This window comes from Aeromicrobium chenweiae (assembly GCF_003065605.1).
Taxonomy (GTDB): domain Bacteria; phylum Actinomycetota; class Actinomycetes; order Propionibacteriales; family Nocardioidaceae; genus Aeromicrobium; species Aeromicrobium chenweiae.
The window spans coordinates 852010-874749 of the sequence record NZ_CP026952.1 but is presented as its reverse complement, the minus strand read 5'-3'; the positions used below and the strand labels follow the sequence as shown (position 1 = coordinate 874749).

Genomic DNA, 22740 nt, shown 5'->3' with positions numbered 1-22740 from the left:
ATTTGTCGTTGTCCTGCGCAACGTTCCGGGGCTCAGCCCCGGACCTCTGGGAGGTGGCCGACGCGGCACGCTGGGCTGATGTCCACGGCGTCTACGCTAGCCCGAGTGGAACCGTCGCCGTATCGCTCGCAGCCCGTCTCGTTCACCCGCCGCGGAGGACGCCTGACCGAGCGCCAGCAGGCCGCGTGGGACGCGCTGGCCGAGACGTACGTCCTCGACGTGCCGCGGCACGGCCCCAACACGTCGGTCGACCCGTCGTACGTGCTGGACCAGGAGGCCGTCTTCGGCCGCCGGGCGCCACTGGTCGTGGAGATCGGCAGCGGCCGGGGCGAGGCCATCGTGCACGCCGCGCAGCAGCACCCGGAGCTCGACTTCCTCGGCCTCGAGGTCTACGTCCCGGGTGTCGCGCAGACCCTCGTCACGATGCGGCACGAGGGCGTCACCAACGTGCGGCTCGCGATCGTCAACGCCGCCGAGGTCCTGACGACGATGCTGCCCGAGGGATCGGTGCACGAGCTGCGCATCTGGTTCCCCGACCCCTGGCACAAGAAGCGTCACCAGAAGCGACGACTCGTCACGCCCGAGTTCGCGGCCCTGGCGGCGCGGGTGCTCGAGCCGGGCGGCGTGTGGCGCCTCGCGACGGACTGGCAGGACTACGCGGACCAGATGCTCGAGGTGCTGGCCGGCTCGCCGGACTTCGAGTTCACCGGCGACTGGTCCGAGCGCTTCGAGGGGCGCCCGCAGACCCGGTTCGAGGGCAAGGGACTGGCCGTCGACCGCGACATCCGGGACCTCCGCGCAGTCCGTCGGACGCCCTAGGATGACCGCATGAGCGAGCCGAGCAACGCCGAGAAGCTACGGATCTCCGACGGGTTCGTCGTCTGGGTCATCGGCACGTCGGTCGAGGAGACGACCCTCCTGGACCCGATGCCCGAGGGCGCCGAGATGATCGAGGTCCGCGACGAGGACGACCCGGAGTCGGTCGACGCCGCGATCCTGGTGGCCGACGACCGGCTCGTGCTGGCCGACCAGTTCGACGAGGTCCTCCCCCGGATCGGCTCGATCCCGGTGGTCTGGGTCTGCTACCCGGCCGACGACAACACCGACATCGACGAGGACTCGATCCAGGAGCTCGTCGCCGACTACGGCTGGTACGCCGAGGAGTCCGTGCTCCTCGACGACACCTGGGCCGCGCTGCGCATCGAGCAGTCGTAGGTCAGCGGTTCCGCCACTGCGGCGTGCGCTTCTCGGCGAACGCCATGACCCCCTCGAGCGTGTCCTCGCTGATGAGCAGCTGGTCCATCGCGTCGGTCTCGTGACGGGCGGCCTCGACCGGGTCGGCTATGCCGCGGGTCTGCTCCATCGCCTCCAGCGACAGGCGCACGGACGTCGGTGAGACGGCGACGATCTCGGCCGCCAGCCGGCGGGCGGCCGCCAGCACGTCCCCCTTCGGGACGATGCGGCTGACCAGGCCGAGCTCGAGCGCCTCCTCGGCGCTGATCGACCGGCCGGTCAGGATCATCTCGTGGGCGATCTTCTCCGGGATCGCCCGCGGCAGCCGCACGACGCCACCGGCCGCGGCGAACAGCCCCACCTTGACCTCGGGGAGCGCGAACTTCGCCGACTCGTCCGCGACCGCGAGCTGGCAGGCCAGCACGATCTCGAAGCCTCCACCCATCGCCGCACCGTTGACGGCCGCGATGACCGGCTTGCGCAGGTGACGGGACGTCAGGCCACCGAAGCCGCTGTCGGGGAACCACGGCAGGTCGCCCGCGGTGGCGGCCAGGTCGTTGCCGGCGCAGAACGCGTCCTTGCCGGCGCCGGTGATGATCGCGACCCACAGCTCGGGATCGGCCTCGAAGGCGTCGAAGACCTGCTCGAGCTCGACATGGGCGGCCGAGTGCAGCGCGTTGCGCACGTCGGGTCGGTCGATCGTGACCTCCAGGACGTGCTCGTCGCGGCGCACGGCGACGTGCTCGTAGTCGTCGCGCAGGCCCACGCGGGGCACGGGGAGGAGCTCGTCGGCCCGGTCACGGGTCAGGGTGACCCGGTTGCCGTAGCCGAACGAGCGGACGAAGACGCGCGAGCCGAGGGGTTCCGCGTCGCCCATCAGGAGGTCGACGACGTCCTGGTCGCCCCTGACCGTCGTGGCGAGGAACCGGCTGCCGTCGGACTCGAGCCGGCCCACGACGATGCCCGTGGGTCCGCTGCGCTCGTGCTTGACGGTGTACGTCTCGATCGTGGCCCAGCCGCTGGGCGTCGACGTCGTGGGGGCGGGCGGCTCGGCGTCCAGCTCCTCCTGCAGCGCGTCGTTGTCGACGACCGTCCACGGACGCGGGGTGGTCGCGTACACGCCCACCGAGTACTTGGACAGGATGCCGCCGTTGGCGGCGACCATCCCGTACGCGCCGGGGGTCGCGCGAACCCGGGCGACGATCTCGGCGATCGCGTGCATCGAGTAGTTGTTGCCCGCTCCCCCGAAGAACGGCAGCCCGCCGGTGACCGAGAGGCCGCGCGGGTCGTCGGCCGCGAGACCGACACCGTCGCAGACGGCCGAGACCGCGATCGGGTAGCAGCTGTACAGGTCCAGGTGCGCGAGGTCGTCGACGCCGATGCCGGCGACGGCGAGCGCGTGCGTCACGGCCAGCACGGCGGCCGGGCTGGCGCCGAGATCAGGACGATCGATGATCGAGCGCTCCGCGGTGTCGGCGTGGCCGTGGACGAACACCCAGCGGTCCTCCGGGACGCCCAGGCGGCGCGCGGCCTCGACCGACATCATCAGCACCGCAGCGGCCTGGTTGACCTGGTCGCGAGCGACCACGAACTTCGGGTAGGGGTCGGCGACCATGCGGTTGCGCTCGGTGACGGTGACGAGCTCCTCCGCGGAACGCTCGGTCGGGGCGGCCGAGAGGGGGTTCGCGGCGGCGACCCGCGTGAACGGTGCGAACAGCTCACCCATCGACCGGGCGTACGTCTCGCGGTCGACCTTGAGCCGGGCGCGGCGCGCGTGCTCGAGCAGCGCGTACTGGCTCGGGGTGTCCGTCAGCCCGTGCCGGACCTGCGAGACCGTGACGACGCCGCGCAGGCCGTAGCCGCGGTCCTCGACCGAGCCCCCGGGGTCGTCGCTGAAGTCCGGCTTGTCCTCGGCGTGGGCGAGGTGGCGGGCCGTCGAGATCGCCTCGGAGCCCACGAGCAGCACCACGTCCGCGTCACCGCGGGCGATCGTGTCGCCCAGCTCGGACACCAGGTGCTGCGGGCCCTGGCCTCCCGCGACCTCGAGGATCGCGCGCCCCGGATCGGCCCCGATCTCGTTCGCGATCGAGCGCGCCACGTTGGTGGAGCGGCCGAGCGGCGCGAAGCCGATGGGGGTCGAGATCTCGAACTGACGGATCGCCGCGAGGGTGTCGATCGACGCCGCGAGGTCCGCGCTGCCCGCATCGGCCAGGGCGTTGCGTGCCGCCTCGGCGGCCAGCCCGACCGCGGAGAGCCCTCGGTAGTCGGGCTCGTCGACTCGTTCGGCGTGCTGACCCACCCCGACGAGAATCGGAGTTCGCGGATCCAGGGGTGCGTTCATGCGATGATGATACTGACGATTGTCGTTCAGTAATCAAGGAGGTGACGACCATCACAACACGGAGCCCGGGTCGTCCCCGCGATCCCGCGATGGGGCAGCGGGTCCGTCACGCGGCGTGCCGGGTCTACGGCCGCCACGGCTGGTCGGGCTTCAGCATCGACGCGGTGGCCCGCGAGGCCGGCGTCGGCAAGGCGTCGATCTACCTGCGCTGGCCCGACCGGAGGACCCTGCTGATCGACTCCCTCGTCACGACGCTGGTCACGGTCGAGGACGTCGACACCGGCTCGCTGCCCGGCGACCTGCGCGAGATCGTCACCCACCACATGCGCTACTACTTCGGCGACCTCAAGGCGGCCGCGTTCCGCATGGCGACCGAGGCGTCCATGACGCCCGAGCTGCGCGAGACCTGGGACACCTGGCGGGCGTCGCAGGTGCACGCGGCCCGCTCGACGGTGCGGCGCGGGATCGACCGCGGCGAGCTGCGGCCCGGCACCTCGGTCACGCTGCTGCTGGACACCCTGCTCGGCGGAGCGCTCATGCACGCACTGGTGGCGCCGGCGGTGATGGACGCCGACGGCATCGACGAGCTCGCCGCGTCCCTCGTCGACTTCGTGCTCGCCGCCGCCGACTCCTGACCTACCAGCGCGGGTGCACCGCGTCGCGCAGCAGGCGGTCGTAGATGTCACGGACGCCGGCGTCGAAGTCGGCCGGCAGCACGACCCCGGCCGCCGCGGCGTTGCCGCGCGCCTGCTGGACGTTGCGGGCACCGGGGATGGCTGCCGTCACGCCGTCCTGGGCGAGGATCCACGCGATGGCCGCCTGGGCCGGCTCGACCCCCTCGGGCACGAGGTCCGCGAACTCGCGGGCCGCCTTCACGCCCGTCTCGAAGTCGACACCGGAGAACGTCTCGCCGACGTCGAACGCGTCGCCCGTGCGGTTGTACGTGCGATGGTCGTCGGCGGCGAAGGTGGTGTCGGCCGTGTAGCGCCCCGACAGCAGGCCGGACGCCAGCGGCACGCGGGCGATGATCCCGACACCAGCGGCGCGCGCAGCGGGCAGCACCTCGTCCAGCGGCTTGAGCCGGAACGCGTTGAAGATGATCTGGACCGAGGCCACATGTGGGCGGCGGATCGCGATGAGTGCCTCCTCCACGGTCTCCACGCTCACGCCGTACGCCGCGATGACGTTCTCCGCGACCAGCGTGTCCAGGTCGTCGAAGACCTGGTCGTCGGAGAACACCGCGCTGGGCGGGCAGTGCAGCTGCACGAGATCGAGGGTGTCGACGCCGAGGTTGCGACGTGAGCGCTCGGTCCAGGCCCGGAACGCGTCCAGCGTGAAGTTCTTCGGGTCCTGCTCGGCGCGACGACCCATCTTCGTGGCCACGAAGATGTCCGCTGCGGCCTGCGAGCGCAGGTACTCCCCGATGAGCTGCTCGCTGCGCCCGTCGCCGTACACGTCCGCGGTGTCGAAGAAGGTGACCCCGCTCCCGACCGCTCCGTCGAGGACCGCGAGCGCCTCGTCGTGGTCGACGTCTCCCCAGTCGGCGCCCAGCTGCCAGGTGCCGAGCCCGACGACCGAGACGTCCCGTCCCGTGCGGCCGAGTGTGCGTGTCTCCATGGCTGTGCTCCTTGTGTCGGCGACCAGACGGGCTGGTCGAGAAAGAGGGCGGCGCCGCCGTCTCATGTGCTGAACCCGGCGGCGCCTCGGGACATGAACCGACCGCGGCGCGGTGTCAGGGCCCTGCACGTCCTCTACCCCGTTGAGGACGTGCAAATCCGTGTGGCGCAGCAGCGGATCGTTGGTGAGAATCAGAACATGTTCAACGATCCGGCCGGGGACCCATTCTCCCGCATCGCTCGGGAGCTCACCACCGAGCCGGGCCCCACCGCCACCTACGAGAGCGCGACCGCGACCGCCGTGGCCGTGGTCGAGGGCTGTGACCATGCCGGCATCACGCTGGTGAGGAAGGGGCGGCGCATCCAGACGGTCGCGCCGACCGACGACACGGCGTCCCGTGCGGACCTGCTCCAGCAGGAGGTCGGCGAGGGACCGAGCCGGCAGAGCATCGGCGAGCACGAGACCGTCCACGCCGACGACCTGCTGGTCGACGACAGGTGGCCGCAGTGGTCCAAGCAGGCCGCGGACGGCCTCGGCATCCGGAGCGTCCTGGCCCTGCAGCTGTTCGTCGGGCCCCGCGAGATCGGCAGCCTCAGCCTCTACTCGCGGACCCCGGGTGCGTTCACCCCCGTCCAGCGCGCGACCGCCCAGGTGTTGGCCTCCCACGTCGCCATGGCGGTCGCCGGCGCCCAGGAGCAGCAGGCACTGGAGTCCGCCCTCGTCACCCGGACGATCATCGGACAGGCCGAGGGCATGCTCATGCAGCGGCTCGGGATCACGGCCGACCAGGCGTTCGCCGCGCTCGTCCGCCTGTCCCAGGCTCGCAACCGCAAGCTCCACCTCGTGGCCGGAGACATCGTCGAGAACGGGCTGCGGCCGGACCTGCTCGCCTGATCGCCGGCCCGCGCACGGTGCTCCCGGTGGGATTCGAACCCACACTGTGACGGGTTTAAGCCATCTGCCTCTGCCAGTTGGGCTACGGGAGCCGGTCGCCAGCCTAGCGGCGGCCGCGGTTCGCCCTGCCGGAACCCTTCCGCGCCCCGCCCACCCGGGATACGCTGGAGTTCCGGTGCGTATCACGAAATGAGTTGCCTCATGCGCAACAAATCCACGGCACGCGAGCTGCGCAGGCTGCTCGAGAGCTCTCGCTACGAGGTCCTGCCCACGGCGTCCATCGAGGACAAGATCCTCGAGTCCCTCCCGCGCGGGCACACCCTGACCGTCACGGCCTCCCCCGGCAAGGGCATGGATGCGACGCTGGACCTGGCCGAGCGGCTCGTCGGCCACGGCTACCAGGCCGTCCCACACCTCGCGGCGCGGATGATCAGCGGTCGCGCCGAGCTCACCGAGATCGTGGACCGCCTCCGCGCGATCGGCATCGACAGCGTCTTCGTCCCGGCCGGCGACGCCGACCCGGCCGGCGACTACGCGGGATCGCTCGACCTGCTGCAGGACCTGACCGCGATGGGCAGCCCGTTCCATCACGTCGGGGTGACCGGCTATCCCGAGTCGCACCCGACGATCGCCGACGACGTCACCGTGCAGGCGATGTGGGACAAGCGGCACCACGCCACCACCTTGGTGAGCAACCTGTGCTTCGACCCCCAGGTCGTCCGTACCTGGGTGCAGCGCGTGCGCTCCCGCGGCGCCGTCATGCCACTGCTGATCGGGATGCCGGGACCTGTCGAGCGCACGAAGCTGCTGGCGATGGCCACCAAGATCGGCGTCAGCGAGTCGACCCGCTTCCTGGCCAAGAACAAGTCGGTGTTCGCCCGGATCGCGATGCCGGGCGGTTTCAGCCCCGAGAAGTTCCTCGAGCGCATCGCACCGACGACGCAGGAGCCCGCGTCCCACGTCGAGGGGCTGCACCTGTTCACGTTCAACCAGGTCGCCGAGACCGAGGCGTGGCGCCAGGAGCTGCTGGCCCGGCTCGGCGCGACCGCGCACTCGGCCTAGACGCCGAGCAGGGCCCGCATCGACCGGTCCAGACCACCCAGCCCGGCGTCGACCTCGGTCAGCGGCAGGCCAAGCTGCTCGGCGGCGTCCGCGGCCAGGGCACGCAGCTCGTCGTCGGGCTCCTGCGCGAGCCAGACGACCCGCGTGTAGTGCTGGAAGTAGTCGTCGCGCAGCTCGGGGTGCCGGTCGAGGCCCAGCTCACGCACGACGGTGCGACGGAACGACCGCACCAGGAAGTCCGTCAGCACGTACGTGCCGGGCTGCTGCTCGAACATCGCACGCACCCGGTCGGTCCCGCCGAACACGTCGTAGCAGTGCAGCCCGGCCAGGCGCCGGACGCCGTGACGCTCGCAGACCGCGTCGAGCTCCCCGTACGTCCCGCAGTCGGCGTAGGCGATCGCGACGGTCCCGTACGCCGGTCGCAGCGCGAGCAGGAGCTCCTCGACCTCGGCCGCGATCAGGTGTGGCGCGTTGTGCAGCAACGGCGGCAGCGGGTGGACGTCGACCGGCCACACGTGCGTCGCGACGAGCTCGGCGACGGGCTGCGCGATGGCGCCGCACGCGATGACGGCGGTCCTGCCGGAGGCCCGACTAGGGGAAGGCGAGGAGGTCGACGAACCGGTCGTTGAAGTCCGGTCGGTCCGAGAGCTCGACATACGACACCTCCTTCAGCAGCGCATCGGCGCCGGCGCGCTCGGCCTGGCTGAGCAGCGTCATCTTGGCGCCCTCCCCGGCCACGTTGCCGGCGCTGACGATGCGCAGGACCGGGAGCGAGGGCACGAGACCGATCCGGATCGCGCTGGCAGGTGAGAGATAGGACCCGAAGGACCCCGCGAGCAGGACCTGCTGCACGTCCGCCGCGTTGACCCCCATCTCCTCCAGCAGGAGCGTCCAGCCGGTGGAGATGGCCGCCTTGGCGAACTGCAGCTCGCGGACGTCGCGCTGGGAGATGTACGTCGACTCCGAGACGTCACCCTCCGCGCCGGCCCAGTGCAGGACGAAGACGCGTTCCTGGCCGATCTGCAGCAGTCGCCCGGCCAGCTTGGGCAGCAGCTCGCGGGCGGCGTCCTGGCTGATCAGGCGTCCCGAGCTGTCCAGCAGACCGACGCGCACGAGCTCGGACACCGCGTCGACCAGTCCTGACCCGCACAGGCCCTTGGGCTCGACGTCACCGATGACCTGCAGCGCGACGTCGTCGTCGCTCAGGGTGACGACCTCGATCGCGCCGTCAGCCGCACGCATGCCGCAGCGGATCTGGCCGCCCTCGAACGCCGGGCCGGCCGGGGCGGCGGTGGACAGCAGCCGTTCCCCGTCGCCGAGGACGATCTCGCAGTTGGTGCCGACGTCGATGAACAGGCGCAGACGCTTGTCGCGGTCCATGCCGGACGCCAGGGTGCCCGCGACGATGTCACCGCCCACGTACGCACCGAGCGACGGCAGCACGTACGCGGGTGCCGCGGGGTGGATCGCGACGCCGAGGTCGGCCGCCGCGACGGTCGGCGTGCTGCGCGAGCTCAGGATGAACGGGGCGACGCCGATCGGCTCGGGATCGATGCCCAGCAGCAGCGAGACCATCGTCGCGTTGCCGGCGAGCGCGATCTCGTAGACCTGGGCCCGGTCGATGCCGGCCTCGGTGCAGACGTTCTCGGTGAGCTCGGCGAGCGTGTCCTTCGCCAGCTCGGTGAGGCGCGGGAGGACGTCGGGGTCCATCATCGTCGCGCTGATGCGGGTGATGACGTCACCGCCGAACGGCTGCTGCTTGTTGAGCATCGACGCGACCGCGACGGGCGTGCCGGTCGCGGTGTCGAGGAGCGTCGCGACGACGGTCGTGGTGCCGAGGTCGAACGCCAGCGCGTGGTGCGTCGCGGACGTGTCGCCCGGCTCCACGTCGATCAGCTGGTCGCCGACGACGACCGCGGTGACCTTCCAGTCGGCTGCGCGGAGGACAGATGGGATGCGGCGCAGCGCGTGCAGGCTGACCGTCGGCTCGAGGTCGTCGATCGCGGCGAGCAACCGGTCGACGTCCGGAACCTGGTCGGACAGCGTGGGTTCGGCCAGCTCGACGTACCGCTTCTGGATCGCGGGACGCAGGATGACCTGCCGGCCCACCCCGACCGTCGCGGCCTTGGGCCGGGTCGTGAGCGGCGGGATCTCGATCGCCAGGTCCGTGTGCACCGCCGCCAGGCACGCCAGCCGCCAGCCGTCCGCCAGCTGGTCGGGCCCGAACGCCCGCTGGTCCATGGGCGACACCGGCACCGTGCCGTCGAGGATCTTGACCTTGCACTTCTTGCACGTGCCGTGACCCCCGCAGGTCGAGTCCACCGCGATGCCGTTCCAGCTGGCCGCGTCGAACACCGACACCGCCGGCGGGACGCGCACCTCCCGGTCGGCGGGGGTGAACCGCAGCCGCAGGCGGCCCGTCCCGTCCCACTCGGGATGGGCCTCCTGCTCGGCGTCCTCGTCGACGTGGATCGCCCGGGAACGGCGCGGCTGCTGGGTCATCAGGCGCTCGCCGCCTCCTGGGCCGCCTTCTCGGCAGCCTGTGCCGCCCGGTGCTCGGAGATCCAGGCCATGCCCCACTCGTCGTTGCCCATCACCACGTCGGCGGCCTTGACCGCGCGGACCATGCGGGGGCTGCGGGCGTCCATGATCGCCGACGTCAGGCCCGACGCGATCGCCATCGGCAGGAACGAGGCACCCAGGTCGTCGCGACCGGGCATGCCGAACGAGTTGTTGCCCGCCCCGCACGTCGTGTTGAGGCCCCACCGCTCCCGGATCATCGAGACCGTGTTGAAGAACGAGCGTCCCACCTGCGGGTCGGCGCCGATCGGCATCGCGAGCGGGTCGATGACGATGTCCTCCAGCGCGATGCCGTACTCGGTCGTCGCGACGCGGACGATCTTCTCGACCAGCTCGATCCGCTTCTCCGGCTCCATCGGGATCTCGTCGTGGTCGTTGGGCAGCGCGATCACCGCGGCGTCGTACTTCTTGACCAGCGGGAGGATCGCCGCCATCCGGTCGTCCTCGGCGGTGATCGAGTTGACCAGCGCCCGGCCCTCGTACGCCTGGAGCCCCACCTCGAGCGCCTCGACCACCGAGGAGTCGATGCAGATCGGCAGGTCGCACGTGCTCTGGACCAGCCTGATCGCCCGCCCCAGGAGGTCGGCCTCGTCGGTCAGCGGGACGCCCATGTTGACGTCGAGCACCATCGCGCCGCCGGCCACCTGGGCCGCGACGTCACGCTCGATCGCCGACAGGTCGCCGGCGCGCAGCTGCTCCTGGAAGATGCGTCGACCCGTCGGGTTGATGCGCTCGCCGATGATGCAGAACTTCTGGTCGTGACCGAGCACGACCTCCTGGCTGGCCGATCGGATGACGGTGTGCACGGGGCGGCTCCTGGCTGGGGTTGAGGGGTCAGACCGCGACGGACGCGCGGCGCTCGGCGATCAGTGCCTTGGCCTTCTTGACCGTGGCGGACGCGTCGGGTGCGTAGGCGTCGGCACCCACCGCGTCGGCGTACTCCTGGGTCACCGGGGCACCGCCGACCATCACGATGACCTGGTCGCGCATGCCGGCCTTCTCGAGCGCGTTGATGTTGGCCTTGAACATCGGCATCGTCGTGGTGAGGAACGCCGACATCCCGACGATGTCGGGGTGGTGCTCGTTGATCGCGTCGATGAACTTCTCCGGCGGCACCTGCACGCCCAGGTCGATCACGTGGAAGCCCGCACCCTCGAGCATGATGTTGACGAGGTTCTTGCCGATGTCGTGCACGTCGCCCTTGACCGTGCCCATCAGGAACGTGCCGACGGTCTCGGCGCCGGTCTCGGCCAGCAGGGGACGCAGCACGTCGAGCGCACCGCTCATCGCGCGTCCGGCGATCAGCATCTCGGGGACGAAGAAGTCACCGCGCTCGAACCGGGCGCCGACCTCCTCGAGCGACGGGATGAGGGCGTCGAACAGCAGGGTCTCGGGCCCCATGTCCATCTCGATCCCGAGGTTCGTCAGCTCGAGCACGCGCGGGGCGTTGCCGACCAGCGTCTCGTCGTACAGCCCTTGCAGCACTTCTTGTGGTGTCATGACGGAGAAACCTTTCGTGCGTGCCGGGCGAGCAGCCCGGTCAGCCGTTGGGACTCGGTCACCAGCAGGTCACCGATGCTCTTGTGGGAGTCCTCGAGCCGGAAGGCCGGCCCGGACACGCCGACGGCCGCGACGACCCGCTGGTCGTCACCGCGGACGGGGGCGGCGACGCCGTCGAGCCCCTGCTCCAGCTCGCCGCGGGTGATCGCGAACCCCCTGCCGCGCACGGCGTCCAGCTCCTCGCGGTACGCGTCGAGGTCCGTGATGGTCGCCGGCGACCGGCGCACCAGCTCGCCCTTGGGCAGTGGCAGAGCGCCGAACGCATGCATGACCTTGCCGAGGGACGAGCAGTGCGGGGGCACGTCGATGCCCACCCAGTTCATCGCGCCGAGCATGTAGGTCGAGTCCACCTGGGCAACCTGGACGACGGTGCCGCCACGCGCCACGGCGAGGTTGACGGTCTCGCCGGTCGCCTCGGCGATCCGGTCGAGCGTGGGCTGCGCGGTCGCCACCAGTGCTTCGACGCGGTCGAACCGGCGCGCGTAGTGCTCGAACAGGGCCCCACCGCGAAAGGCTCCGTCGGGGTCGCGCTCGAGCAGGCCGTTGCGCTCGAGGCTCTGCAGCAGGCGCGAAGCCGTCGACCTGGCCAGCCCGGTCTGCTCCACGATCGAGGTGTAGGTGATCGGCTCCTCGGCGCGGACCACGAGCGACAACAGCTCGGCCGCTCGGTCGAGGGACTGCGTGCCGTTGCTCATCGGGGTGCGACCTTTCGCCGGGAACCTCCTGCGGATGCGCTCTTCACATTCACCAGATTTGTTCCATATTGTGGAACCACATTCCCACAACATGAGGGTAGGATCCCGAATCGCAGGGGTCAAGCACAACGGTGCAGGAGATTTCCCCCAGGCCCCGCTCCGTCCTTGGAGGTCCGATGTTCAAGAACACGATGCCGCGCTACGAGATCCTGTCCGAGGACGCGATGGCGTCCCTGGAGACCGCGTGGCGCCGCCTGATGACCGAGGTCGGCGTCGAGTTCATGCACGACGACGCCCTCGAGCTGTTCCGCCAGGCCGGCCAGAAGGTGGTCGACAACACGGTCTTCCTGGACCCCGAGTTCGTGCTCGCCCAGGTCGCCAAGGCCCCGCGCGAGTTCGACGTCCAGGCCCGCAACCCCGCCAACAACGTGCACATCGGCGGCGACTTCATGGCGTTCAGCGGCGTCTACGGGCCGCCGTTCGTCCGCGAGGGAGCGGTCCGGCGGGACGCGATGATGGACGACTTCCGCAACTTCACCAAGCTCGCCCAGGGCTACGACGAGCTCGACTCCGCGGGCGGCATCATCTGCGAGCCGTACGACACGCCGCTCGACTCGCGGCACCTCGACATGCTGCTCGCCCTGCAGACGCTGACCGACAAGGTCTACATGGGCAACGTGGTGTCGGGGGTCAACGCCCGCGACACGATCGCGATGGGCGAGATCCTGTTCGGCGGCCGGGAGGCCATCGAGGAGACGCCGGTCTCGATCTCCCTGATCAACTGCAACTCCCCGCTGCGCTGGGACGACCGCATGCTCGAGTCGTTGCTGGAGTACGCCAAGGCCGGGCAGCCTGTCGTCCTGACCCCGTTCATCCTGATGGGCGCGATGTCACCCGTCACGATCCCGGCCGCCCTCGTGCAGCAGATCGTCGAGGCGCTGTCCGGCATCGCGCTGGCGCAGCTCATCCGGCCCGGCACGCCGGTGATCTTCGGCTCGTTCCTGTCCAACATCGACATGCAGTCGGGCTCGCCGTGCTTCGGCACCCCGGAGTCCGGCATCGGCCTGCTGTGCACGGGCCAGATCGCCCGCCGGTTCGGGCTGCCGTTCCGCTCCGGCGGCGGCCTGACCTCGGCCCACCAGGCCGATGCGCAGGCCGGCTACGAGTCGCTCATGACGTTGATGCCGACGTTCCTGGCGGGCGCCAACTGGGTCATGCACTCGGCCGGGTGGCTCGAGGGCGGGCTCGTCGCCGGCTACGAGAAGTTCGTGATGGACGTCGAGCTCCTGCAGATGCTGCGGGCCGAGTTCACCCCCCTGGAGATCGACGAGGCGTCGCTCGCGTTCGACGCGCACGTCGAGGTGGGCCACGGCGGGCACTTCCTCGGCGCGATGCACACGATGGAGCGCTTCCGCACGTGCTTCCACCGCCCGTTCCTGTCCAGCTCGGACAACTTCGACAAGTGGACCCGCAACGGCTCGCTCGACACCAACGAGCGGGCGTCGGTCATCTACCGCAAGCGGCTGGAGGAGTACGAGCCGCCGCCGATGGACGACGGCATCCGCGAGGAGCTGGAGCGCTACGTCATCCGCCGCCGCGCCGAGCTCGGCGACTGACGATGGCGGCCGACGAGGGGCGTCCCCCGACGTACCTGCTGACGCTGTCCTGCGCCGACCGTCCGGGTCTCGTGTTCGCAGTGTCGTCCTGGCTCATGCAGGTCGAGGGCAACATCGTGGACTCGCAGCAGTTCGACGACAGGCTCGGGCACCAGTTCTTCATGCGCGTGCACTTCGAGGCGGCCGAGGTGACCCTCGAGCAGCTCCGGGAGTCCTTCGCCCCGGTCGCCGACGAGCTCGGCATGACGTGGCACCTGTTCTCGGCGGTCGCCCCGTACCGCACGCTCGTGCTCGTCTCCCGGTTCGGCCACTGCCTCAACGACCTGCTGTTCCGGCAGAGCACGGGTGCGCTCAACATCGTCGTCCCGGCGGTGGTGTCCAACCACCGCGACTTCGAGCGGCTCGCCGACTCGTACGACGTCCCGTTCCACCACGTGCCGGTCACGCCGGACACCCGGGACGAGGCCGAGGCGCGGCTGCTCGAGCTGGTCGACGAGCTCGAGATCGACCTGGTGGTTCTCGCGCGCTACATGCAGGTGCTGTCGGACACCACCTGCCAGCGCCTGCGGGGGCAGGTCATCAACATCCACCACTCGTTCCTGCCGAGCTTCAAGGGCGCCAAGCCGTACCACCAGGCGCACGACCGCGGGGTCAAGCTGATCGGCGCCACCGCGCACTACGTGACCCCGGACCTCGACGAGGGGCCGATCATCGAGCAGGGCGTGACCCGGGTCAACCACCGGATGACGCCCGACGAGATGGTGCAGGCCGGCCGCGACGTGGAGGCGCAGGTGCTCGCGACGGCCGTCCAGTGGCACACCGAGCAGCGGCTGCTGCTGGACGGTTCCCGGGTCGTGGTCTTCCCGCGCTGACGCCACGGAGCCGCTCGCCACTGTTGCTGATCGTGCAATAAGGTCACGACATGAGCAACGAGGTGGCTCGTCCCGAGGGGACGAAGGCCGTCACCAGCGCGGTCCAGTCCGTCGATCGGGCGCTCTCCATCCTGGAGATCCTCGCCCAGGACGGCGAGTCCGGGGTCACGGAGATCGCCGCCCAGCTGGACGTGCACAAGTCCACCGCGTTCCGCCTGATCGCGACCCTCGAGCGCCGCGGTCTGGTGGAGCAGAATGCCGATCGCGGCAAGTACCGCCTCGGGGTCGGCATCCTGCGGCTCGCCGGCGCCACCACGGCACGGCTCGACGTCGTGCAGGAGGCCCGCCCGCTCGCCCGGGCGCTGGCCGCCTCGACCCGCGAGACGGTCAACATCGCGGTCCTGTCCGAGGGGGCGGCGCTCTACCTGGATCAGATCGCCGGCAGCTCGTCGCTGCAGCCCCACAACTGGGTCGGCCAGCGCATCCCGCTGCACGCGACCGCCAACGGCAAGGTGCTCCTGTCGGGCCTCGACCCGGCCGAGATCACCGCCGCCGTCGGCACTCCCCTGCGTCCGTACACCCCCACGACTGTCACCACGATCAAGGCGCTCCTGGTCGACGTCGACGCCGTGCGCCGGGCCGGTCACGCCGTCGCGGTCGACGAGCTGGAGCACGGCCTGACCGCTGTCGCGGCACCCCTGCACAACGCGCACGGCGACGTGATCGCCTCGCTGTCGGTCTCGGGGCCGACGTTCCGCTTCGACGAGGAACGTCTCGCCGACGTCGTGCGGTCGGTCGTCGGGACCGCCCAGGAGGTCTCCGAACGCCTGGGCTGGCGGGACGGTCACGGCGGCCGGGTTCCCGAAAACGCTTGACGTAACGCGGCACTGGCGCCAAGGTTGTTGCGTAGCCTGGCACTTGTTGCACGATAAGCAACACGCATCCTCCTCGTGCACCTCCCCAGCTGTTGGGCGCACGATAGCGAGGAGCCGCGGTGACCGGACTGTTCGTCGATGGGACGTGGCGCGAGGCAGCGTCCCGGAGGACCCGCGAGATCCGCTGCCCGGCCGACGGCAGCCTGGTCGCCACCGTCCCCGAGGGCGGACCCGAGGACTCGAAGATGGCGATCGCCGCGGCCCGCCGGGCGTTCGACCAGGGCCCCTGGCCCGCGACGTCGTCCCTCGAGCGTGCCGCGCTGCTGCACCGGGTCGCGGACCTGCTCGAGCGGGACAAGGAGACCGTCGCGCGGCTGGAGTCGCTCGACACCGGCAAGCGGGTCGTCGAGTCGCGCTACGACGTCGACGACATCACCGCGGTCTTCCGGCACTTCGCCGGCCTCGCCGGCGCCGAGAGCGGTCGCGTGGTCGACGCAGGTCGCGCCGATGTGGTCAGCCGGGTCGTCCACGAGCCCGTCGGGGTCTGCTCGCTCATCTCGCCGTGGAACTACCCCCTGCTCCAGACCGCGTGGAAGGTCGCCCCGGCCCTCGCGGCGGGCAACACGTTCGTGCTCAAGCCCAGCGAGCTCACCCCGTCGTCCTCGATCTGGCTCATGCAGGCGCTGGAGGAGGCCGGTCTCCCCGCAGGCGTCGCGAACCTCGTCCTCGGCGCGGGCCCGGACGTCGGCCCGACCCTGACCGAGCACCCCGATGTCGACCTGGTGTCGTTCACCGGCGGACTCGTCACGGGACGCAGCATCATGGCGTCGGCGGCCCCGACGGTGAAGAAGCTCGCCCTCGAGCTGGGCGGCAAGAACCCCAACATCGTCTTCGCCGACGCCGACCGCGAGACCGCGCTCGACCTCGCGCTCACCGCGGTGTTCCTGCACTCGGGTCAGGTCTGCTCGGCCGGCGCGCGGCTGCTCGTGCAGGACACGATCCACGACGAGTTCGTGGCCGAGCTGGTCCGACGGGCCGAGCGCATCCGCATCGGCGGGCCGTTCGACGACGACGCCGAGACCGGACCGCTCATCAGCGCGGCCCACCGCGACAAGATCGAGGCGTACGTCGCGGCCGGCCTGGCCGAGGGCGCCGAGCTGCTGACCGGCGGTGCCCGGCCGCAGGGCACGCAGTACGACGGCGGGTTCTACTACCTGCCCACGATCCTCGGCTCCTGCCACGCGGGCATGAGCGTCGTGCGCGAGGAGTCCTTCGGCCCGGTGCTCACCGTCGAGACGTTCACCGACGAGGACGACGCGGTGGCCACGGCCAACGACAGCATCTACGGCCTCGCCGGTGCGGTGTGGACCAGCAACGCGGGCCGCGCCGAGCGGGTCGCGGGCCGGCTGCGCATGGGGACGGTGTGGATCAACGACTACCACCCGTACGTCCCGCAGGCGGAGTGGGGCGGCTACAAGCAGTCCGGCTTCGGGCGGGAGCTCGGCCTGGCCGGTCTCGAGGAGTACCGCGAGACCAAGCACATCTGGCACAACATCGACCCCTCACCGCAGGCCTGGTTCGACGGCAAGGACGTCTCATGAAGCGCGACCACTACGACTTCGTCATCGTCGGCGGCGGCTCCGCGGGGTCCGCGCTGGCCAACCGGCTGAGCGCCGACCCCTCGACCACGGTGCTGGTGCTCGAGGCCGGGCGCAGCGACGTCAAGCTGGACCCGTTCATCCACATGCCGGCCGCGCTCCCCTACCCGATCGGCAACCGCCTGTACGACTGGAAGTACGAGTCCGAGCCCGAGCCGTTCATGGACGGCCGCCGGGTCTTCCACGCCCGGGGCAAGGTCCTCGGCGGGTCGAGCAGCATCAACGGGATGATCTTCCAGCGCGGCAACCCGCTGGACTACGAGCGGTGGGCGGCCGATCCGGGCATGGAGTCCTGGAGCTACGCGGCCTGCCTGCCGTACTTCATGCGGATGGAGAGCTGTCTCGCCGGCGCGGACGACTGGCGCGGCGGCTCCGGCCCGCTGGTGCTCGAGCGCGGACCAGCGACCAACCCGCTCTTCGGCGCGTTCCTCGAGGCGACCGAGCAGGCCGGCTACCCGCCGACCGACGACGTCAACGGCTACCGGCAGGAGGGGTTCGCACGGTTCGACCGCAACGTCCACCGGGGCCGGCGGCTGAGCGCCGCGCGGGCGTACCTGCACCCGGTCAAGCACCGGCCCAACCTGCGGATCGAGACCCTCGCCCACGTGACCGGCCTGCGGATGCAGGGCACGCGGGTCGTCGGCGTCGACTACCTGCGCGGCGGCCGGCTCCGGCGAAGCATCGGCGCCGGTGAGGTCGTCCTGTGCGGCGGGGCGATCAACTCCCCGCAGATCCTCCAGCTGTCCGGCATCGGCAACGCCGCGGAGCTCGCGGAGCTCGGCATCGATCCCGTCGCGGACGTGCCCGGCGTCGGCGAGAACCTGCAGGACCACCTCGAGGTCTACATCCAGTACGCCAGCAAGCAGCCGGTCTCGATCGGTCCGTGGCTCAAGCACCGGCACAAGCCGCGCATCGGCGCGGAGTGGCTGTTCCTGCGCCGGGGCGTCGGCGCGACGAACCACTTCGAGGCCGGGGGCTTCGTCCGCAGCAACGACCTCGTGGACTACCCCAACCTGATGTTCCACTTCCTGCCCATCGCGATCCGCTACGACGGCTCGCAGCCGGCCGCCGAGCACGGCTACCAGGTCCACATCGGCCCGATGTACAGCGACGTGCGCGGATCGGTCAAGATCACCTCGACCGATCCCCGCACGCATCCTGCGCTCCGGTTCAACTACCTGTCGACCGAGACCGATCGCCGCGAGTGGATCGAGATGGTCCGCATCGCCCGCCGGATCCTCAACCAGCCCGCGTTCGACCCGTTCAACGGCGGCGAGATCTCCCCGGGCCCGGCCGTGGAGACCGACCAGGAGATCTTGGACTGGGTCGCCAAGGACGCCGAGACCGCGCTCCACCCCTCGTGCACCGCGCGCATGGGCACCGACGACATGAGCGTCCTCGACCCGCTGACCATGCGGGTGCACGGGGTCGACGGCCTGCGCGTGGTCGACGCGTCCTCGATGCCCTACGTGACCAACGGCAACATCTACGCCCCGGTCATGATGCTCGCCGAGAAGGCCGCGGACCTGATCCTCGGCAACACACCGCTGCCTCCCGCGACCGATGTCCCGTTCTACCGGTACCGCGACGACTCGCCCCTCTACCCGCCGGGAGATCCGCGCAACGCGGTCCCCTCGAAGCAGGAGTCATCATGACCGACCCAGCCGTCAAGGTGGAGAACCTGTGGAAGGTCTTCGGACCCCGCGCCTCGCGCATCCCCGGCAGCCCCGAGGGCGAGCTGTCCCGCGACGAGCTGCGCCGCACGACCGGGTGCGTCTCAGCGGTCAAGGACGTCAGCTTCGAGGTCCAGCGCGGAGAGGTCTTCGTCGTCATGGGCCTGTCGGGCTCGGGCAAGTCGACCCTCGTGCGGTGTCTCACGCGGCTGATCGAGCCCACCGCCGGAGAGGTCATGATCGACGGCACCGACGTGCTGACGATGTCCGAGTCGGCACTGCGCGACCTGCGCCGCAAGCACGTCGCGATGGTGTTCCAGCACTTCGGCCTGCTCCCCCACCGACGCGTCCTCGACAACATCGCGTACGGCCTCGAGGTGCGGGGCGTCGGCCGCAAGGAGCGCCACGCGAAGGCCCGCGAGGTGCTCGACCTGGTCGGCCTGTCCGGCAACTCCGCCTCGTACCCCGACCAGCTCTCCGGCGGCATGCAGCAGCGGGTCGGCCTCGGCCGAGCGCTCGCGGTGGACCCGTCCCTGCTTTTGTTCGACGAGCCGTTCTCGGCCCTCGACCCGCTGATTCGCCGTGACATGCAGAACGAGGTCATCCGCCTGCACCACGAGGTCAAGAAGACGATGGTCTTCATCACCCACGACCTGTCCGAGGCGCTCAAGCTCGGCGACCGCATCCTGATCATGCGCGACGGCGAGGTCGTGCAGGTCGGCACCCCCGACGAGGTCGTCGGTGCCCCGGCCGACGACTACGTGCGCGACTTCGTCAGCGAGGTGCCCAAGTCGCACGTCCTGACGCTCAAGTGGGTCATGCGGCCGCCGCTCGACGGGGAGGCCCTCGACGGACCGGAGCTGCCCCCGAACGTGGTCGTCCAGACCGCCGCTCGTCAGGTGCTCGAGGCCGACAAGCCCATCAAGGTCGTCGAGGACGGCAAGCTGCTCGGTGTCGTCACCGACGAGGACATCCTGCGCGTCATCGTGGCGGAAGAGGAAGGCGCGGCGTGAGCACCGCGACGCTGGCCCCCGAGGAACCCGGCCTGGAGGCACCCCCACCGCCCCCGGAGGAACGACAGACGAGCAAGGCCGCGATCGTCGCCGCGATCCTGGTCGTCTTCGCGATCGCCGCCACGATCCTCAACGGCAGGGACACCCGGCCGCTCGCCCGCTCGGACCTCACCGGCTTCCAGAACTGGCTGGGCGACCTCAGCGACAAGCTGGAGTCGGCCCGTGACTCCAGCGCGATCCTGCAGGGTCTCGGCCACATCAGCGATGCGCTCGACTCCGTGGCGCAGTTCCTCGCCGAGCTCGTCAGCGAGCCGGCCCTGCCACGCCCGGTCCCCGAGATCGGCTGGCTCGGGGTCATCGCGGTGGCCGTGTGGATCGCCCTGGCGATCGCCGGGTGGCGGATGGCGGTCCTGACCGGCCTCAGCTTCGCGGCGTTCGGCCTGTTCGGGTTCTGGACCGCCAGCATGGAGACCCTCATCGTCACCTTCATGTCGGTGGCGATCTGCCTGGTGATCGGCATCCCGGTCGGCATCTGGATGGGCCGGAGCAGGCGGGCGACCAGCGTCCTGACCCCGATCCTCGACGGGCTGCAGACGCTGCCGTCGTTCGTGTACCTGCTGCCCATCACGTTGTTCTTCAGCATCGGCGTCGCGGCCGCCGTCATCGTGACCCTGATCTACGCCCTGCCGCCGGTCATCCGCATCTCCGCGCACGGCATCCGCAGCGTCTCGAAGGAGACGATCGAGGCGATGCAGTCGCTCGGCACCAGCAGGTCGCAGATGCTCCGCAAGGTGCAGCTGCCCATGGCCAAGCGCACGATCATCGTCGGCGTCAACCAGACCATCATGGCGGCCCTCTCGATGGCCACGATCGCCGCCTTCATCGACGGACCGGGCCTCGGCAAGCCGGTCATCAAGGCGCTGGAGTCGCTCGACGTCGGCCGCGCCGCGACCGCCGGCCTCTGCATCGTGATCATGGCGATCATGCTCGACCGCGTCACGACCGCGGCCAGCATCCGCAGCGAGGCGCTCCCGAGCGCGCACAGCCGCCGCAACCGGTGGATCGGCCTCGCCGCGAGCGGCGTCGTGGCGATCGTGTGCGTCGTGCTCTCGCGCCAGTACCTCGACCTCGCCACGTTCCCCGACAAGCCCGATCTCGGCCGGCCGTTCGCGGAGGGCGCAGACTCGGTGTCCACGTGGCTGTCCGACAACGCGGCGTCCGTGACCGGGGCGATCAAGGACGCCATCACGTACGGGCTGCTCAACCCCCTGCAGGAGCTCATCGCCCAGTCGCCGTGGTGGCTCGTCGCGCTCGTGCTGATCGGGCTGTCGTACGTCCTCGGCGGCCTGCGCTCGCTCGTCACCACGATCGTGTGCATCGGGGTGATCCTCGGTGTGGGCCTTTGGCAGGACAGCATGGTGACCCTCACGATGACGCTGGTGGCGACGATCCTCACGATGGTCCTCGCGCTGGTCCTCGGCGTCTGGATGGCCCAGAGCAGAGGCGTCGACATGGTGCTGCGGCCGGTCCTGGACGCCGCCCAGGTCGTGCCGCCGTTCGTCTACCTCGTGCCGGCCCTCGCCCTGTTCGACCCCACGCGATTCACCGCGATCGTGGCGGGCATCGTCTACGCCTCCCCGGTGGCGATCAAGCTCGTCTGCGACGCGATCCGTGACGTCTCCCCCACGGTCATCGAGGCCGCCGAGTCGGCCGGCTCCAGCCGCTGGCAGATCATCACCAAGGTGCAGCTGCCGATGGCGCGCAAGGGCATCCAGCTCGCCGCCAACCAGGGGATGCTCTACGTCTTCGCGATGGTCGTGATCGGCGGCCTCGTCGGCGCCGGCGCCCTCGGCTACCTCGTCTACGCCGGATTCACCCAGGCCGAGCTGTTCGGCAAGGGGCTCGCCGCGGGCATCGCCATCGTCGCCCTCGCGATCATGCTCGACCGGATGGCACAAGGAACGTCGGCCCGCCGGGCGCGGACAGGCAACCGAAGGTTTCTCCGATCCCCGTTCGCGGGGAGCTGAGCGACACCAGATGAAGGAGTACAGATGAGAACAACGACACGACGGGTGCGTCTGGCCGGTGTCATCGCCGCCAGCGCCCTGCTGACCCTGTCTGCGTGTGGCGGCGGAGACATCGAGGACGACAAGGCGTCCGGGGGTGAGAAGTGCGACCAGACGGTCAACATGGCGATCAACCCCTGGGTCGGGTACGAGGCCTCCGCGCACGTGGTCGGCAAGGTCATCGAGAACGAGCTGGGCTGCAAGGTGGAGTACAAGGACCTCAAGGAGGAGGTCGCCTGGCAGGGCTTCGGCAAGGGCACGGTCGACGTCGTGATCGAGGACTGGGGCCACCCGGCCCTGGAGAAGAAGTACATCGAGGGCGACAAGTCCGCGATCGACGCCGGTCCGAACGGCAACGTGGGCCAGATCGGCTGGTACGTCCCGCCGTGGATGGTCGAGAAGTACCCCGACATCACCGACTGGAAGAACCTCAACAAGTACGCCGACCTGTTCCGGACCTCCGAGTCCGGCGACAAGGGCCAGATGCTCGACGGCGACCCGTCCTTCGTCACCAACGACGAGGCCCTGGTCAAGAACCTGAAGCTGGACTACAAGGTGGTCTACGCCGGCAGCGAGGCAGCGCTCATCACCGCGTTCCGGCAGGCGGAGAAGCAGAAGAAGCCGCTCCTGGGCTACTTCTACGCCCCGCAGTGGTTCCTCTCGGAGGTCGAGCTGAAGAAGGTCAACCTGCCGGAGTGGACCGAGGGCTGCGACGCCGACCCCGCCAAGGTCGCGTGCGACTACCCCGAGACGAAGCTCAAGAAGATCGTCGCGACGAAGTTCTCCGACTCGGGCAGTCCTGCGTACGACGTGGTGAAGAACTTCACCTGGACGAACGACGACCAGAACCTGGTCGCCAAGTACATCGCCGAGGACAAGATGGACCCCGACGAGGCGGCACAGAAGTGGATCGACGACAACGCCGACAAGATCAAGGCGTGGGTCGGCTGAGATCGCCGCACGCATGATCACGACACCCCGGGAG

Annotated in this window: 20 protein-coding genes and 1 tRNA gene; 13 read left to right on the top strand and 8 right to left on the bottom strand. The window is 70.2% G+C overall.

Going from position 1 to position 22740, the window contains the following annotated elements:
• Positions 1 to 105 precede the first annotated feature (105 nt).
• Both trmB and C3E78_RS04210 read left to right on the top strand, forming a co-directional pair.
• Positions 106 to 819, top strand: coding sequence for a tRNA (guanosine(46)-N7)-methyltransferase TrmB (trmB, locus tag C3E78_RS04215; protein ID WP_235833827.1), 714 nt, complete (start codon positions 106 to 108; stop codon positions 817 to 819).
• A 9-nt stretch (positions 820 to 828) separates the two neighbouring features.
• The gene (locus C3E78_RS04210) at positions 829 to 1215 is read left to right on the top strand and encodes a DUF3052 family protein (RefSeq protein ID WP_108577134.1); all 387 of its coding nucleotides are present in this window, start codon (positions 829 to 831) and stop codon (positions 1213 to 1215) included.
• A gap of 1 nt (position 1216) precedes the next feature.
• Here the strand turns inward: C3E78_RS04210 and C3E78_RS04205 are convergent, their stop codons facing one another.
• Positions 1217 to 3574: an acetyl-CoA acetyltransferase gene (locus C3E78_RS04205; protein WP_108577133.1), complete on the bottom strand. Its 2358-nt coding sequence runs from the start codon at positions 3572 to 3574 to the stop codon at positions 1217 to 1219.
• Positions 3575 to 3615: 41 nt separating this feature from the next.
• Between C3E78_RS04205 and C3E78_RS04200 the strand changes: the two genes are divergently transcribed.
• Positions 3616 to 4209 (top strand): TetR/AcrR family transcriptional regulator, encoded by a 594-nt coding sequence (locus C3E78_RS04200; RefSeq protein ID WP_199906926.1) that lies wholly within the window; start codon positions 3616 to 3618, stop codon positions 4207 to 4209.
• 1 nt (position 4210) lies between these two features.
• On the opposite strand, the gene C3E78_RS04195 is transcribed toward C3E78_RS04200, so the two are convergent.
• Complete coding sequence (locus tag C3E78_RS04195; RefSeq protein ID WP_108577131.1) at positions 4211 to 5191, bottom strand: aldo/keto reductase; 981 nt, start codon at positions 5189 to 5191, stop codon at positions 4211 to 4213.
• A gap of 198 nt (positions 5192 to 5389) precedes the next feature.
• Here C3E78_RS04195 and C3E78_RS04190 point away from each other — a divergent pair, with 198 nt between their 5' ends.
• The gene (locus tag C3E78_RS04190) at positions 5390 to 6085 is read left to right on the top strand and encodes a GAF and ANTAR domain-containing protein (RefSeq protein WP_159085810.1); all 696 of its coding nucleotides are present in this window, start codon (positions 5390 to 5392) and stop codon (positions 6083 to 6085) included.
• An 18-nt stretch (positions 6086 to 6103) separates the two neighbouring features.
• Here the strand turns inward: C3E78_RS04190 and C3E78_RS04185 are convergent.
• A tRNA-Leu gene (locus C3E78_RS04185) sits at positions 6104 to 6177 on the bottom strand.
• 109 nt (positions 6178 to 6286) lie between these two features.
• Here C3E78_RS04185 and C3E78_RS04180 point away from each other — a divergent pair.
• Positions 6287 to 7147 carry a methylenetetrahydrofolate reductase gene (locus C3E78_RS04180; protein WP_108577129.1) on the top strand — a complete coding sequence of 287 codons (861 nt, stop codon included), beginning with the start codon at positions 6287 to 6289 and terminating at the stop codon, positions 7145 to 7147.
• Here C3E78_RS04180 and C3E78_RS04175 read toward each other — a convergent pair.
• From C3E78_RS04175 to C3E78_RS04155, 5 genes are read right to left on the bottom strand one after another with little or no spacing between them, the layout of a single operon-like run.
• Positions 7144 to 7803, bottom strand: a complete 660-nt coding sequence (locus C3E78_RS04175) for a DUF1638 domain-containing protein (RefSeq protein WP_108577128.1) — start codon at positions 7801 to 7803, stop codon at positions 7144 to 7146. The genes C3E78_RS04180 and C3E78_RS04175 overlap by 4 nt on opposite strands.
• A complete protein-coding gene (locus C3E78_RS04170; RefSeq protein ID WP_108577127.1) occupies positions 7739 to 9649 on the bottom strand; it encodes an ASKHA domain-containing protein in 1911 nt (636 codons plus the stop codon). Before C3E78_RS04170 ends, C3E78_RS04175 begins: the two co-directional genes overlap by 65 nt.
• Complete coding sequence (locus C3E78_RS04165; RefSeq protein WP_108577126.1) at positions 9649 to 10533, bottom strand: dihydropteroate synthase; 885 nt, start codon at positions 10531 to 10533, stop codon at positions 9649 to 9651. The genes C3E78_RS04170 and C3E78_RS04165 overlap by 1 nt, the downstream gene beginning before the upstream one ends.
• Positions 10534 to 10561: 28 nt before the next feature.
• Positions 10562 to 11227, bottom strand: a complete 666-nt coding sequence (locus C3E78_RS04160; RefSeq protein WP_108577125.1) for a corrinoid protein — start codon at positions 11225 to 11227, stop codon at positions 10562 to 10564.
• The gene (locus C3E78_RS04155) at positions 11224 to 11982 is read right to left on the bottom strand and encodes an IclR family transcriptional regulator (RefSeq protein WP_108577124.1); all 759 of its coding nucleotides are present in this window, start codon (positions 11980 to 11982) and stop codon (positions 11224 to 11226) included. Before C3E78_RS04155 ends, C3E78_RS04160 begins: the two co-directional genes overlap by 4 nt.
• A 176-nt stretch (positions 11983 to 12158) precedes the next feature.
• On the opposite strand from C3E78_RS04155, the gene C3E78_RS04150 reads away from it, so the two are divergent.
• The 8 genes from C3E78_RS04150 (at position 12159) to C3E78_RS04115 (ending at position 22706) form a co-directional block, all read left to right on the top strand.
• Positions 12159 to 13598, top strand: coding sequence for a trimethylamine methyltransferase family protein (locus tag C3E78_RS04150; protein ID WP_108577123.1), 1440 nt, complete (start codon positions 12159 to 12161; stop codon positions 13596 to 13598).
• 2 nt (positions 13599 to 13600) lie between these two features.
• Complete coding sequence (purU, locus tag C3E78_RS04145; RefSeq protein ID WP_108577122.1) at positions 13601 to 14470, top strand: formyltetrahydrofolate deformylase; 870 nt, start codon at positions 13601 to 13603, stop codon at positions 14468 to 14470.
• Positions 14471 to 14520: 50 nt separating this feature from the next.
• Complete coding sequence (locus C3E78_RS04140; RefSeq protein WP_108577121.1) at positions 14521 to 15345, top strand: IclR family transcriptional regulator; 825 nt, start codon at positions 14521 to 14523, stop codon at positions 15343 to 15345.
• A gap of 119 nt (positions 15346 to 15464) precedes the next feature.
• Positions 15465 to 16946, top strand: coding sequence for an aldehyde dehydrogenase family protein (locus C3E78_RS04135; RefSeq protein WP_108577120.1), 1482 nt, complete (start codon positions 15465 to 15467; stop codon positions 16944 to 16946).
• Positions 16943 to 18658 (top strand): choline dehydrogenase, encoded by a 1716-nt coding sequence (betA, locus tag C3E78_RS04130; RefSeq protein ID WP_108577119.1) that lies wholly within the window; start codon positions 16943 to 16945, stop codon positions 18656 to 18658. The genes C3E78_RS04135 and betA overlap by 4 nt, the downstream gene beginning before the upstream one ends.
• Positions 18655 to 19689, top strand: coding sequence for a quaternary amine ABC transporter ATP-binding protein (locus tag C3E78_RS04125; RefSeq protein ID WP_108577118.1), 1035 nt, complete (start codon positions 18655 to 18657; stop codon positions 19687 to 19689). Before betA ends, C3E78_RS04125 begins: the two co-directional genes overlap by 4 nt.
• A complete protein-coding gene (locus C3E78_RS04120) occupies positions 19686 to 21716 on the top strand; it encodes an ABC transporter permease (RefSeq protein WP_108577117.1) in 2031 nt (676 codons plus the stop codon). Before C3E78_RS04125 ends, C3E78_RS04120 begins: the two co-directional genes overlap by 4 nt.
• A 24-nt stretch (positions 21717 to 21740) precedes the next feature.
• Positions 21741 to 22706: an ABC transporter substrate-binding protein gene (locus C3E78_RS04115; RefSeq protein ID WP_108577116.1), complete on the top strand. Its 966-nt coding sequence runs from the start codon at positions 21741 to 21743 to the stop codon at positions 22704 to 22706.
• The last annotated feature ends 34 nt before the right edge of the window (positions 22707 to 22740 follow it).